Consider the following 15,877-nt stretch of genomic DNA (forward strand, 5'->3'; position numbering starts at 1 on the left):
CCCCCCTGTTTTTGAGTACATTCATTTTCACCGTTTGAAATAGGCATTTAAAAAACTCTTTGCGCAAAAGATGCCGAATGATAATTCCTCTGCTTCGATACACTCTAAAACCAGTGGCGACGATATCTATTTTTCATGCTTCGGGTTAGGACTCATATATTAAAAAACAGTGACATACTTTTTAAAAAGGCGATGGGTTGGGGAAATTATCACCGAAATTGTGATATTGCCCTTAAAACTATATAGGAAATTTCTGAGTTTGTAGTAATGCTCTGTTTTAAATGGATTTATGAACTAACTTTGATATTGACGTCTTGTTAGTTAAAGCTAGGTATAACGATGAAATGGATTTTATTGCTTGTGAGCCACATCTTGTTTGCAGTGGCGGGTTTTGCTGCGGGTATTTATGCACTGCCTATTCTTATCCAACCTGATTCACCAGATGTTTCGGTTGTGTCTAACTCTTCGGAAGGTGTTCTCTACCGTGGCATGTTCGAGCGAAATCGAACAGATAGTGACTTTCTTCATTGGGGAGAAGGGGATCTATGGGTCACTGAAGATACGATTGCTTTTCAAGGAGAATTGGCTCCCGGACCGGATTATAAGCTGTATCTCTCACCAACGTTTGTTGAAACCGAGGCGGATTTTAATCGCTTGAAGTCACAAATGGTGAAGGTGGGAGAGGTGAAAACATTTGACCGTTTTATGGTCACTCTTCCTCAAGATCTGCCCTTAGATAACTACACGTCAGTCATTGTTTGGTGTGAAACCTTTGGTGAATTTATTACGTCTGCACAGCTCAAATCTGTCGCAAAAATGAATCAGAGCTAATACCCAAACAATTTTAACTCATGTCGAATAATAACTGACAGAAACGTGACAAAAGGAGCGTTTCTGTCGCCAGTATCTCGACGCCTGTATTTTGACGGGGCGCTGTCCTGTCATAAATCAATAAATGATTAATATTTTGTATGAGTCGGAAAAGTATTGTGTCAGTGATTCAACGTTATCTCGCTTTATTCTTTTTGATGTTTTTAGTTTCCGCCCAAGCGATGGCCGCGGGGGAAATTGAAATATCGTTTAGTCCCACATCAGGAACTGCTTATGAAAATGGGGAAGTAATCAGTTATTCCATTGATGTGAAAAATACAACAGCGAATACTATTAGTAATGTTGCTGTAACGAATAAGATATGGGAAGTCATGTCTGGTTCGAATAAAGCATTTAGCCGCTTAACAATCTCTGATTCTCATACATTAGGTTCGAGCCCAGGCACTTACACCGCAAGTAACAGTAACCTCGATGTGAATGGGGCTAGCCTACTCCCTTTTGGACGGGTTACTTACCAAATTGAAGCGACCGTTGCGGATGACGCCGCTGAGGATATTGTCTTAGGCAACACCGAGGTAAAAGGTACCGTTTCCGGCACAGAAACGACGTTTACCAATACATCAACGATTACGTTTACTCCTGCGGATTACGACTACACGTTAGAAGCTTCCGTTCAGCCGGCTCAATACCAAGTGGGGAGTAAGCTAACTTATAAGCTGATTGCGACCAACAGAGGCTCTGTTACCGTTAAAGGCCTAGATATCGAGCAAGCGTTCGAGACGCTGACGGCTCAAAAACAAGATGGCTCAACAGGTGCAGCTTTCAGTGATGTTCATATCAGTGCTAAAGCCTCGTCCGGCAGCAAAACGGGTACTTTTGCTACTTCTGGTGATTTGTCGGTTAAAGACGCTGAGCTCTCTGTTGGTGGTCACGTCACCTACACCATCAAAGCGACCGTTGTTGATGACCTTGTTGGCGACATTGTCACCAAAGCGACATCAACGACTCGTGCTGGCACTGTTAACAGTAGTGAACTTACAACGCCTCCGGCAGATCCAGATATCGCTCTGGCGCATACTTTACAGTCGACATCTCCTTACCTAATTAACGGTGAAGTTGATTTTCAAATCAAGGTCACCAACAACGGCGGAGCGATTGCTCACAATTATCATGTAAAACAGAATATTAAAGATTTGGTTAGCCCAAATGGTCTAGCTAATGATCGTACTTCTTCCTACAACAATACGGATGTGGACGGAAATCCTTTTGATGCTTGGGACATCACGGTATCAAACATTGGTGGAAAGTCAGATTCATCTTATGCGGGCAGTACGCAAACGAACGTTGACTTCAATGATATCGTTTCGATTTATCCAGGAGAGTCGATTACCTACCAAGTTAAAGCAACGTTAACCCCTGTTACCATTGGCGCTCTGCAAGGTTTCACTGCGTCAGTGACGGATCAAGCTGACACCCTAGTTAAGAGTTCAAGTATTTCAGACACGGTAAATGCAGAGAAAGTACTGAGTGTTGCGGATTCCGACATTTCAATTACCAAAACGACCTTGGCGTCAGAGTATGTGCCAGGTGGTGAGATTGAATACGAAATCACGGTTACCAATGGCTCTTCCAAGTATTTTGCCAATAACCTTTTGGTGCAAGATAACCTGACTTGTGTGGTGACTGAACAAGCAGGCGGCGCGGGCGATGGTCAAGCTTTTGAAAAGTGGAAAGTGGATGTTATTTCAGGTGAGGATTCCATTGGTTCGGACCCTGGTTCGTTTAGTTATGGTACTTGGACGTCAAGCCCGCTTTCACTGACACCGGATATCGCGCCGGGCAAAACGATCAAATACAAGCTAACGGCAAAAACGAGTGATACGAGTACCGGTCTTATTTTGGATGACAGTGCAAGCTGTGCCAATGATAACGTGACGGAAGAAGGATCTGGTGTACAAACGCCGGACGATAATTTACGTGCGAGCAAAGATGTCGACAGTCGTTTCTACTCTTCCGGTCAGGCTCTGACTTACACCATCACAGTAACCAATGATGGTGATGGTTTCGCTAACCAAGTTCAGGTTTTGGATGACCTTAAGTCAGTCAAAACTCAAGATATTCATGGTGGTGAGATCGCCGCGTATACGGGCTGGACCATTACCGCACAGGCTTTCAAAGACGACGGAAGTACTGCAACCGCAAGTGACACCGGCATTGCTGGTGAGGTGAAGTTCCCGGATAACCTAAATGTGATTGCGACGCTTCAGCCTCACTCTTACATCGAATACACCATTGTTGCTGAAACCAATCCGCTCGCAAATGGACATATCTCTAACCAAGTGACTGTGGATGGCTCGGTTTATGCCGACCGTGGCTCTGACCCGCGTGACTTTGTGATTCAGTTAAACAAGCGAGTAAAAACAAACACAGATTCAAGCTTCCATGGTGAGCAGACGGCTTACTCAAAATTAGACAACGAAGTGACGTACCAAATCAGTCTAAAGAACGCGAAAGAGAATGGCTACGCGACTGACGTTGAAGTAAAAGATCTATTGTCGACGATTAAAGCTGGCGTGCTTGAACCAGATGGCATGACGAAACCAGTGTTTAAGTCTTGGCAAATTAGTGCAGAGATTATTTCGGATGACCCTCGCTTAGATGGAAACGCTACATATACCGATGTTGGTACGTTCGCTGACAACACGGACTTAAATACCAAAGTGCAGATTCCACCGAACGTGGAAGTGCTATACACCATTGTGGCTCAAATCGATCGTGATACGCCTGATGAAATCCTCTTTACTCGCTTTAACAACACTGCGGATGTCAAAACGCCAGATTCAGGCATTCAATCTTCTGTGGCTGATACGGTTACCGTGTATCCACATGATCCAAAAATCATTGTTGTGAAGACAACTCCAGATGATGATTTTATTCCAGGAAAAGAGGTATCTTTCAAAATAACGGTAAGAAACAGAGGGCTTGGTTATGCAGACGAAGTTCGTGTATTTGATGATATCAAAGCTCTTAATGCCTTCTCTACCTGGAGTTACACCTCTGAAACTGACTCAAACAATTCGCCATATAAAACAGGCAGCTATGCAGGGGATCCAAGTGGTTACCAAACGGATGAAAATCTTGATGCCCGAGTCGATATTGACCCCAATGTAAGTGGAGTTGATGGCTCTGTAACATTCGTTGTAACTGGTGTCGTTAAGAACGACTACAAGGAGAGTGAAATCTCTAACACGGCTGAAACCTACGATCCTTCGACCAATTTGAATCAGTCTTCTTCTGCTGAAATCGGTCATGTATCTGGGGATTCATTAAACGTTTCGATTCTTAAAACAGCCGATAAAGTTCGCTTTATTCCTGGTGAAGACGTGACTTATGAAATCCGTGTCAAAAACAATGGTTCAACTACAGAACATGGACTCAAAGTCTATGACTATCTGAATGATATCAAATCAGTTCTAGCGAACGACAAAGACAATCAGTTCCAAGATTTTCCTGACCAAAACCCGTTTGAATACTGGCAGTTTAAGACTGGTTCAGATTTCGAGCCTGCCACTAACGATGATTTTATCTACCCACCGGGTGGTAAAGGCGCGACAATGAGCCTAGACCCTGGAGAGATTCGAACTTTTCAGATCAAAGCACGCGTCAAAGATAACGTTGTTGGCTCACTGGATGGAACCACTCTCAACAACAAGATTGAAAATGATGCCTACGTGTATCGTTATGTCGGCAACGACGAAGATTCACACGTTTCTCACCACGAAATGGAGCGCGCTTACAATGGCGGTGACGTGGTCAGAAAGCTGCTGGTTAACGGTAAAGAATCAAACTTCTACTCGCCGGGTGATACTTTAACCTATCAAGTGACCGTTTCTTCTCAAACGGGCTATGTGAATGATCATCCAGTTCAAGAAGATATTGATAGTGTTAAGACTCAGCTACTTGATGGTAGCAAAGATACGCCATATGCGTCTGGCTATACCGTTGATGTAAGTAAGCAAGATAGCAAAGGTGGTAAAGGAACCACCGATGGTACTTTGGATGGCACCGTTGCAGATAACCAGAACATCGATACAACGATTGATGTGGCTGGTGGTGATTCGGTGACTTTTGAAGTGGAAGGTGTTGTTCGTGAGGACGCCGTAGGCACGATTACTATCGGTGGTATCACAGTTGTTCCAAATGGCTACCATCTTTCATTTAGTAAAACGGTCGATCAATCCAGTTATGAGCCAGGGAAGCCATTGGTTTACCGATTAACCATTGAAAACGATGGTAAAGGTAACGCCTATAACATCCCAGTGATTGATGAATTGTCGGGTATCACGGTTGATCTCGTCGATGGTAAAAATGAAAAAGCCTTTGATTCTGGTTGGACGGTAGCGCCACGTATTGTGAGTGGCAGTGATAAAGCGATCCTCGATTTAGATAGCAGTATCGCGAATAACAAAGACATCAATACCCATGCCTCCATCCCGACGGGTACAAAGATTGAGTATGTAGTTACTGCAACCGTCAATAAAAATGCGGTGGGTAAGATCCTAAACCTATTGACCGTCGACGGCGATACCGTGAGTGCAGAGACTAAGGCATCTGCCGAGAAATACGATTTCTCTAAACACGTCGTAAAACTCTATGACCAAGATGGCACCACCGAATTGACAGGTGGATACACGCCTGGTGGTTACATCGAATACGAAATCTTATTGAAGAACTTAAACAACGTTCACATCAATCAGATGCCAATCAAAGATGAAATCAGCAAAATTCAAACGGATTACTTTGGCGGTGTGAAAGGCCGTGCGTTTGACTCATGGACGATTACTCCGAGTGTGGACGCGAGTACGATCAGTGATGCGGGTAAAGTCAGTAACAACACGGACATCAATACTAACTTCAACCTCGCGGCAAATGAGTTTGTAACCGGCGGTACGTTTGTTAAGTACACCATTAAGGCGAAGATTAGTGAGCAAGCCGTAGGGCAAATTCTCAACGTAGCCGTCGTTGATAACAGCCATAACTTGCCATCAGAGCCAGTGAACATGCTGCCAGCAAATATCTCTAAAACGCATAAAGCGTATACGGATACAACGTTTGCTACGCATAAAACCACTTACAATCACACAACGAGTAGCGAGAAGATCGTTTACCACTTGCGTATCGAGAACAAGGGTAAAGGTCTGGAGTACAACAAATCTCTCGAAGAGTTTTTCTCGAAAGTCAAAGTTCGTACTGCACAGAATGCGGATGGTGAAGCAGACTCACAGACGCTACCGGCATTCGATCAATATGGTTGGACTGTGAAGGCAACGACTTCTGGAGAAGCAACGACGCTGATCGATGGGTATGTAGGCGGTGCTGATGTCGATATTGATATCGCCAAGCTGTCTATTGCTCCAGGTGGTTGGATTGACTTTGTTATGGAGTCGCAAATTCGTCAAGACGCACTTGATCAAATCGTAGTGAAGCCGAAATACAATGGCTCTAACTTTAGTGCAGCGACGGTTACTCCGGAAGGCAGCAACCTTGCCGTGAGCAAAGAAATTGTGTCTATTGCAGGTAAATCTTACACATCGGGCGATACTTACAAGCCTAACGATGAGGTGATTTACAAGTTTACTGTTACTAATACAGAGCCTGTTTGGCGTGACCAGACGGTAATCCAAGACATCGTGTCTGGCGTTCGTGTTGAAGTCGTAGGTGGAACCACGAAGTCGGCATTCTCAGAGACATCAATCTCTCATATCTTTACCTCTACAGGTACCTCGGGAACGCAGGATACCTACATTGAAACTTATGATGCATCCGATAACTTGGACCTGTTAATTGATATCGCTCCCGAAGAAGTCATAGAGTTTACGGTGAAAGGAAAAGTTCGTCCTGACGCGTTAGGAGACATTGATGGCAACATCGGGCGAGCAGGCAATCAAAGCGATACCACAGATGTGATTCCACCAGTGGCTCCTGTATTGAGCTTTGAAAAGTCGGTACTGAGTACGACGGCTGACAGCAGCACTTGTACCTTCCCATCGACCTCGGGCTCTGGGTGTCATTACAACCCGAATGGTCAAGTGCAATACCAAGTCAGTGTTACTAATACCGGTGAGAGTATTGCTAACGATGCCACAATCGTGGATGAACTGAACACAATTAACACATCCGATGGCAAGCCAGCATTCCAAGATTACAGTGTTGCCATTATCAGTGCTCCAGATGCGGATAGATTCTCTATCACTGGTGATTATCAAGGTACAGTGCCACTTAATGCGGCATTTGATTTGATGCCGGGAGATACCGTGGTATTCGAGGTTGATGGTACGGTAGCTGCAGACGCAACAGGTACTATAACTAACATCGCCAAGGTGAATGGTGATGATAGTAATCCCGTTGTTCTTGACCCAGGTACGTCGAGCCTAATCGCGCAAAAATCTACAGATACACCGACCTACACGCCTGGTTCAGAAGTTCGTTATCAAATGCGTATTCGAAACCAAACATCGAATAACGAGAAGATTGATATTCGAGATGCTATTAGCAGTTATAAGGTAGAAGTGGCTGACGGTTCAGAGCAAGTAGCATTAAAAGATTGGACAGTCAGCGCTCGTGTGATTTCTGATGGCAACCCGTCATATACGGATATTACTAACCTCAATAGCATTGCCGCGAATAGCGACATTGATGTCACAGTACAAATGGGCGGTAAAGCGGCTGACGATACTTACACTGAGATTTTAATTGAGGTTGTAGGGCATGTTCGTGATGACGCAGTTGGTGAGTTTACCAACCAACTACAAGGTAAGTTGAACTCGGGGTCGACCTTTTTCACTTATAACCTAAAAGAGAAGGTGATTGTCCCAGAACCGGGCAGCTTGACAGTAACGAAAGTCACGTCGACTAAGCCAGCTATCTACCACCCTGGTGACACCATTGGTTATGACATCGAAGTCAAAAATACCGGTGATGGTTACGCAACGGATGTCCTGATCGCTGATCTTTGGAAAAATATTCGTGCCGATAAAGCTGGCTCTACATTACCAGTGCGCGCGTTTGATGCTTGGTCTGCTACCTCAATCAATGTTGTGGGCACTAACCCAAATCTGACGCAACAGATTGCTGGCTCGGAGATTACAGGCGATAAAGGCGAAGGCTATCAAGTTCGTTACAACATTCACCCTGACCATACGGTTCAATTGCATGTTGAAGGTGTCGTAAAAGCGGACCTTGTTGGTGACATCACTAACCTGGTGGAAGTGAGTGATTCAAGCGGCTCTCAAACAGCCGAAGCAACTTATGTTGCTGCGACGGCAGATCTTTCTGTCGATAAAACGGTTGATAAGAACCAGTATGAATCTGGCGATACACTGACTTATACAATCAAAATTGAAAACACGACCGCGAACTGGGCGAATGACGTTCAAGTTAAAGACCTTGTAAACGACATCACCTCTACCAACATTACTGGTGCAACGGTGAAAGCGTTTGAGTCTGGCACTATCTTCTTTAATGCAGCTTCGCAAACTGGTGATACAAAGTTCCCATCAGCGACAGGGGAGTTCTTGGACGGTAGTTTGGATATTGGTCCAAATGACGTTGTGACTCTGACCTTAGAAGGGGAGCTAGATCCGGAAGTTGTCGGGGATGTCACTAACAAGGTCGAAGTGACTTATAACGGCACGACCAAGACTGCTGACGCGACCAGTACAGCAAAAATCCCAGATTTAACCTTCACAAAAGAACCGATGGTTGAGTTCTATAGTCCGAACCAAGCAGCTGGCTACATCTTGAAGATCGTTAACCAAGATAATAGCTACGCCAATGACATCAACCTGAAAGATGAGATTGGCGCATTGACAGTAACGACGGTAGATGGCTCGACCAATCAAGCCTTCTTGCAATGGGCAGTGCAATACGTCTCGGGCAGTTCATTAACAACGGTGGATGCAAACTCTCTAGTCGTGGACAAGGACATTGACTACAACATCGACCTTGCGCCAAATGACACCATCACACTGTACGTGATTGGTCTCGTCAATGCTGAGGCTACAGGAGATATCGTTAACCAAGCGACCTTGAACCATAACAGCAAAGACTTTACTGCGACTGCGACGCTGAAACCTCGCCCGGGTGACATCGTTCTGGAGAAAACCACTGATGAGCGTTACTACCAGCCGGGTGAGTTCTCTACTTTCCGCGTCAAAGTGACCAACAACGGTTCAGGCTTTGCGTCAGATGTCAAAGTGGAAGACTTCATTTCTGCTCTGGAAGTGGAGACATCGGGCGGCGCTATGGCACCAGCATTCAAAGACTGGACAATCGTGACTACGAAGGGCGACCCTCGCACCAATATCGAGAAGGTCCCAGGACCAAATGATGATATCTCTACCAATATTGATATTGCGCCAGGTGATACGGTGGAGTTTGCCATTACGGGTACGGTCAATGTCAGTGCGGTCGCAAACGTTGTAAACACTGCCACAGCAGAGTTTGGCGGTGCAACGATTGATGCTACGGCAACTTTGGAAACCTTACCTGAGGAAGTATGGATAGAGAAAACGGTGGAATCACCTATCTACATTCCGGGTGAGGACGCGGTATTCCACGTTCGCGTATACAACGGTACCGATGGCTTTGATAACGACATCAAACTCGATGACATTCTGTCGGGTATCAGAACGACTAACGTGAATGGTGTCAGTGATCGCGCGTTTATCAGTTGGACAATTAAAACCACTAGCAAAGACACTCGTACGACGATTACGCCAATGCCGGTAGATGATCGAGACATTCGTTCGGTTATTGATATCGCGCCACATGACATCGTTGAATTCACGATTACCGCGAAAACGAATCCGTTGGCAGCAAGTGACATTACCAACATTGCCACTGCGGATTTGAATGGCACCACGCAGCAATCGAGCGCGACGATTCAACCGCAGTCTCAGGGTATTTCTATCGAGAAGACCACCGACAGTGAGTACTACATTCCGGGTAAAGAAGCGACTTTCCGTGTCAAAGTGAAGAACGAAGGTACAGTGCCAGCAACAGACGTTGAGGTGAAAGATGCCATCAGCGATCTTGACGTAGTGCGCCTTGATGGCACCACCGTTAAAGCCTTCGACTCTTGGCGTATTGATGTGAATAAGAGCAATCCAGAAACAGACATCACTAACATTCCGGGAGTGAACGCAGACATTGACTCAATGCTAACGATTGCTGCGAATGATGAAGTTGAGTTTGTGGTCACAGGGCTTGTTAATCAATATGCGACGGGTGAGATTGAAAACACCGCAAGTGCCACATTCCGCGGTGATACTCAAGAAGCGAGTGCAACGCTGCTATCGATGCCAGAATCCGTCAAGCTTGAGAAAACCGTTGACGAGGAATATTACCGTCCGGGCGAAAATGCAACTTATCATGTCGTGCTGAGTAACGAATCTGGCTCATTCACCGAAGAGATTGTACTTAAAGACCTGCTCTCTGAATTGAAGGTGAATACGATTCATGACACCGAAGCCGTTGCATTCACCAGTTGGAGAATGACAAGTTCATACAGTGATGATCGAACCATCGTGTTGCCAAAAATCCAAGGTGATAACGTGGATATCAATAGTCGTGTAGTGCTTGCTCCAAACGACAAACTGGAAATCGAAATCACAGGTGTTGTGAACGTGGATGCCATGGGGGAAATTACCAACCATGCGTATGCGTACGATAAAACAGAGAGTGATGTGCTTGCTGACGATTTCGTTACGATTAAGCCGCAGCCGATCATCCTAGCCGTCACCAAGGTTGCGGATAAAACCGAATACACCAATGATGACGATGAAATCACCTTTACCATGACGGCAACCAACCGTGGTTCTGCTGATGCTGACAACGTTAACTTGTTGGATGAAATCGATAAGTTGATTGGCAGCAATGGAAATGCGTTATTTACCTCGTGGACGGCGACCATCACCGAGCTTATATCTGGTGCTGTGGTATCGGTTGACTCAGATAATAACGTTGACTCAAACCACACCATGAAAGCCTACCAAGGTAACGAGTATCAAATTGTGGTGGCAGGCGAGATCAATCAGGGTATTGATGACAACTTCACCAACGTTTTCACTGCGACCGCGCCGACGGGCGAAGTTGCGACCGCCAATGTCACTATCAAAGTGAAGAAACAAGCTTACAACGAAGGCATGCTGACCGTAACTAAGGTTGCGAGTAAGTCAGAAGCGAGTGTAGGTGAAGTGGTGGAGTACGAAGTAACCATCACTAACGAAGATAAAGAAAACCCATTCACGGGTGTGCGTTTGGTGGACCGTTACCCAGGTGGCTTTGCTTATATCCCAGATTCTACTGAGATGGTGAATAGCGGTCCTGATGGTGTATTTGACACTTCAGATGATATTCAAATTTCAGTGGACCCGACCAAAACCAATCAGCTGATCTTTGACGTTGGTGACATGAATATTTACGGCAAAGGCGATTCTAAAACGGCTGATTCTGTTCGTATTCGTTACCTAATGCGGGTCAGTGTCGGTGCCACCTTTGGTGTCTATACCAACACTGCATGGGCAGAAGCGCCACCAGCAGAGAGCTTCTCTGCTCAGAGTGCGACCACAAGCTATGTGGTGAAATCTAATCTAGCTAGTGCAACGGTGGAAGTGATGCCAGATAAGGTATTCGACACCGCTTCGATCATCGGCAAGGTGTTTGAGGATCACAATGGTGACGGCTTCCAAGCAGATGCGACAGCGGATGATATTTATATCGATGTCGATTTAACCGCAGGTGACTACATTCCCGGTTCAACCTTCATTACGCAAGATGGTGTTGAAACGCAGCTTAAAGACGTTCAAGTCACGCAACAAGGTCAAGGTGTGCTGATGTCGAGCATCGACAAAGGCTACGAAGTGGATGAGTTATACGGCTTGTCACGCAATCGAACGCTTGAGCACAGCAACAAAGTGGCATTCCAATTCAAGACTCGAACTCGCCAAGGCTTCCCATTCAAGGTGACCACGGATAACGGCACGTATATCGAGTTCGACAAGCAAGGTAATGCGATTACCAAGCACAAAGGAGACAAGAAAAAAGGTCTGTCAGCAGAGAACATTGATGTAGTGAGAAACCTCTACCGAGATGGTGATGCGTATTTATGGGAAATCATCGTAGAGAACAAAGGGCTATACGAAGATGGCATTCCAGGCGTTCGATTACTGACCGTCGAAGGCATCATTATCGAGACAGACCAATATGGTCGATACCACGTTCCAGATCAGTGGGTGTTGAATAAGAAAGGTAAGCAGTTCTTGGTCAAAGTTGACACAGACTCGCTACCAACAGGCATGAAGGTGATCAGTGAGAACCCGAAAGTACGCCGAATTACACCAAACAAGCTGACGAAATTTAACTTCAGTATTCAAAGCAGTGGGGATGATTAACCGTTCGAAGAACAGACGCTGGCTGGGTGCGTCCCAGCCGACAATTCAAACGGTTAAGCAGGATTATTATGATTAGATTGAGACCATCAAAACTGACAATGTGCATCGCGGCTGGTTTGCCGATACTTTCCTACGCGAAAGACACCAGCCAATTGGAAAAACTTGACAGTGACTCTCTGGGTATTGAAGTTAAAGCTCACGAACAAACAGATAACTCGCGCATCTACTTAGATCAAGGTGCGATTTGGGTAAGCCGCGACATTATGCGTTTTGACCCAGTGCTCGACCTGAGCATCAGCAGTGATGTGGAAGTGAAAGATGGCAAGCCATTACAAGAGATGAGCTTCGTTATTACGACCAACTTTAGCTACTACGTCGATCATTACCAACTTGAGGTGTTTCGGGGTGGAGACCGCGGTTTAGTGAACCCATTAGCCGTGGTAGAAGGACAGCAATTTGCTAATGACTTCAACATTGTTTGGGACGGCGCTACCACGCAAGACTACCAATTTGAATCGAACACACAGCTGTTGTTCCGCCTAAAAGCCTTCGATAAAGACGGCAATATGGACGTGACTACAGTTGGTGTGATTGACCTTGTTGAGCCTGATTCTGAAGTTGATATTGACAAGAATGATGGCGAAGAGGATCAAAGCCGCAAACTTGGTAAAGCCCAATTAATGCGTCACAACATTCCAACTTCTGCGGGTCTGGCAAGATTCATGGGTACAGGGTTAAAAGGTGTCGACAAAGTTGTGATTGGCGAAGACGAGTTCGATGTGGAAGAAGGTGAGCTATACGCAGAGCAATACCTACCAGCAGACGCTTATTTATTCCCAACTCGCGTGGTGTTCGACAATGGCGAAGAGCGCCGTTATCAGCTTTATGTGCGTATTCCAGATGAGTATTGGGTACAAGCGGGTCTTGCTGACTTCTACATTGGTAAAAACAAGGTCACCGGTAACTCAGCGGCATTGGCCGTCGACGACCAATACCAAGATGACATCTACAACCAAGGACGCTTAGCGTACTTTGGACAGGGTAAGTTTGGTGACAAACTCAGAATTACTACTCACTTTGATACCAAAGAGAGTGACGTTCGAGACATGTTTAAGCACCCGTTTGCCTCTGATTCATCCAGTGTATTCGACATTCTAGAAGACGACGATGAGATGTATTACGGCAACTACGGTGACAGTTCGAACATCTACAAAGTGGTCAACACCAAAGGTAAGGTTTATCTCAACGTCGAATACGATAAATCCAATGTGTTGTGGGGTAACTACAACACAGGAATTACGGGTACAGACAACAACGATTACAACCGTAGCTTATATGGTTTCAAAGGTGATTACCGTACTCGCTCAACCACCAAGTTTGGTGAAGATCGCCTGAACATCGTTGGTTTTGCGGCTGAATCGGACTCACTCTTTGCTCACGATGAATTCTTAGGCACTGGTGGTTCGTTGTACTTCTTGCGTCATGGTGAAGTGGTTCCGGGCAGCGACAAGGTGATGGTTAAAGTTGTTGACCCTGACAGCAGCATTACGGTTCAGGAAATGCCACTGCAATCGGGACGAGACTATGAAATCGACCCGTATCAAGGTCGCATCATTCTAACCAGACCACTAAACAACATCATTTCTGACAACTTTGGTTCGGTTATCAACGACCAGCCTTCTTCTGGCTACGACAACTATCTTGCGGTGGATTATGAGTACGTGCCTCAAGGCACTGATGCGATAGATTCTATGACTGCTGGTGGTCGCGTGAAAGGTTGGGTGAACGATTACATCGGCATCGGGGCAAACTACCAAACCGAAGAAAAAGACAATCAAGACTACGAAGCATACGGCACAGACTTAACCTTGCGTGCTTCAGAAGGCACCTATTTAAAAGCCGAATTCGGGCACAGTAAAGGTCGACAAACTGATTCTAACTACGTCTCTTTAGACGGAGGTTTAACTTTCACCCCAATTGGCAATAACGCAGAAGATCGCGAAGGTGATATCTACCAAGTGAAAGGGGTGATGAACCTATACGATCTCGCTCCGAACGTCTTTTCTGCAGTGGGTAACGACGTCAAAGCTTGGTATAAATCCAAAGATGCAGGCTACAGTTTTGCCAGTCAAGATGACGACTTAGAGCAAGAGTCATACGGTACCGAAATTCGTTTCCAAGCCACTGACCGAGTTGTAGTAAAGACGCGCTTTACCTCGGTTGAAGAACGTGAATCAGACGGTGATTTACGCACCGATACCCAACAAGCGGAATTGGAAACTCAAGTTAAGGTCACCAAACACATCAAGATCTCGGCGGCGGGTAAACAAGTTGAAGAGCTAAACAACCAAGATGAAAAAGGCAAAGGCACCTTAGCGGGTCTGCGTGCTGACTACATCTGGGATAGCGATAACAACGTTTATATCAAAGGTCAGAAAACCGTAGGTCAAACGGATGAATACGACGAGAACGACAGCGTCACTCTGGGTGGTGAAACCCGGATTCTAGAAGACTTTGTGGTAGGTGCTGAATACACCACTGGCGATCGTGGCGATGCCGCAGAAGCGAGTGTGACGTATGACGTAACCGAAGATTACAGTACGTATTTAACCTATGTAGATGACACATACGAAGGCAAAAACAATGTGATTGTTGGTCAGCGTGCAGACCTAACTTCTACGGTTGATTTCTACCAAGAAAACCAATTTGTTGATGAAAACAACGGCAAAGGTCGTATTGACTCGTTTGGCTTTGGTTACGACATGAACGATGACATCGACATGGGCATCGGCTACCAAAAAGGCGAAATCGAAGACGAACAGAAGATCACTACTGAACGCCAAGCGGTGAGTGTTAGCACTTCGATTGATGTCGATGACGTGCTGTTCAAGAACAAAGTGGAGTACCGTGTCGACAAGACCGATGATTCTGCAGACCCAGATAAGAAACGTATCGACCAATGGGTGACGACTAACCGTTACACGCATCACCTGACGGAAGAGTACACCTTATTTGGCAAGTTCAACTACTCGCTCTCTGAGAGTAAGTCGAGCGATAAAGTATTGGCTCGCTTTATTGAGTCGACGGCAGGACTGGCGTATCGCCCAATCTACAACGACCGTTTGAACTTGTTATCTCGCTACACCTATTTGGTGGATTTCGACCAGCTCAACCGCGATGTAGATTACAAAGATGAAGAGAGCCATATCATCGAAATTGAAGGTATCTATTCGTTGGATGCAAACTGGGATTTAGGCGCGAAATACGCATTCAAGGACAAACATGAAATCTTCACTCGTCAGTCAGGCGAAGACATTCCTGTCGATAGCAAAATTTCATTGTACGGCTTGAGTGCATCTTATCGTGTCATGAAAGATTGGGATGTTACCGGCGAGTACCATTGGAAGACGGACAGCACCTACGATGAGCTAGAGCAGGGCGCATTGGTTTCCGTTAACAAACATTTGAGTGATAACTTCAAAGTCGGCGTGGGTTACAACTTCTCGGGCTTTGATGGCAACCTAGCGAATGATGACGATTACGACGCATCAGGCGTGTTCATTAACCTAGTTGGTAAGTTATAAGAGGGCGAT

The 15,877-nt window shown here is 45.6% G+C and carries 3 protein-coding genes; all 3 read left to right on the top strand.

Annotated elements, in window-relative coordinates:
* The first annotated feature begins 339 nt into the window (after positions 1–339).
* The 3 genes from VHA02S_RS07905 (at position 340) to VHA02S_RS07915 (ending at position 15,868) form a co-directional block, all read left to right on the top strand.
* Entirely contained in the window at positions 340–831 is a 492-nt protein-coding gene (locus VHA02S_RS07905) for a DM13 domain-containing protein (RefSeq protein ID WP_005452792.1), read from the top strand.
* Positions 832–1,202: 371 nt separating this feature from the next.
* Positions 1,203–12,284 carry a DUF11 domain-containing protein gene (locus tag VHA02S_RS07910; protein WP_038897804.1) on the top strand — a complete coding sequence of 3,694 codons (11,082 nt, stop codon included), beginning with the start codon at positions 1,203–1,205 and terminating at the stop codon, positions 12,282–12,284.
* Positions 12,285–12,352: 68 nt separating this feature from the next.
* Positions 12,353–15,868, top strand: coding sequence for a hypothetical protein (locus VHA02S_RS07915; protein WP_038897805.1), 3,516 nt, complete (start codon positions 12,353–12,355; stop codon positions 15,866–15,868).
* The last annotated feature ends 9 nt before the right edge of the window (positions 15,869–15,877 follow it).

This window comes from Vibrio harveyi NBRC 15634 = ATCC 14126 = KCTC 12724, assembly GCF_001591145.1.
In the GTDB taxonomy this organism is placed as follows: domain Bacteria; phylum Pseudomonadota; class Gammaproteobacteria; order Enterobacterales; family Vibrionaceae; genus Vibrio; species Vibrio harveyi.

Excerpts from the sequence above, each read along its gene's own strand:
- VHA02S_RS07905 (WP_005452792.1), top strand. The coding sequence starts at position 340 with ATGAAATGGATTTTATTGCTTGTGAGCCACATCTTGTTTGCAGTGGCG.
- VHA02S_RS07910 (WP_038897804.1), top strand. The coding sequence starts at position 1,203 with ATGTCTGGTTCGAATAAAGCATTTAGCCGCTTAACAATCTCTGATTCT.
- VHA02S_RS07915 (WP_038897805.1), top strand. The coding sequence starts at position 12,353 with ATGATTAGATTGAGACCATCAAAACTGACAATGTGCATCGCGGCTGGT.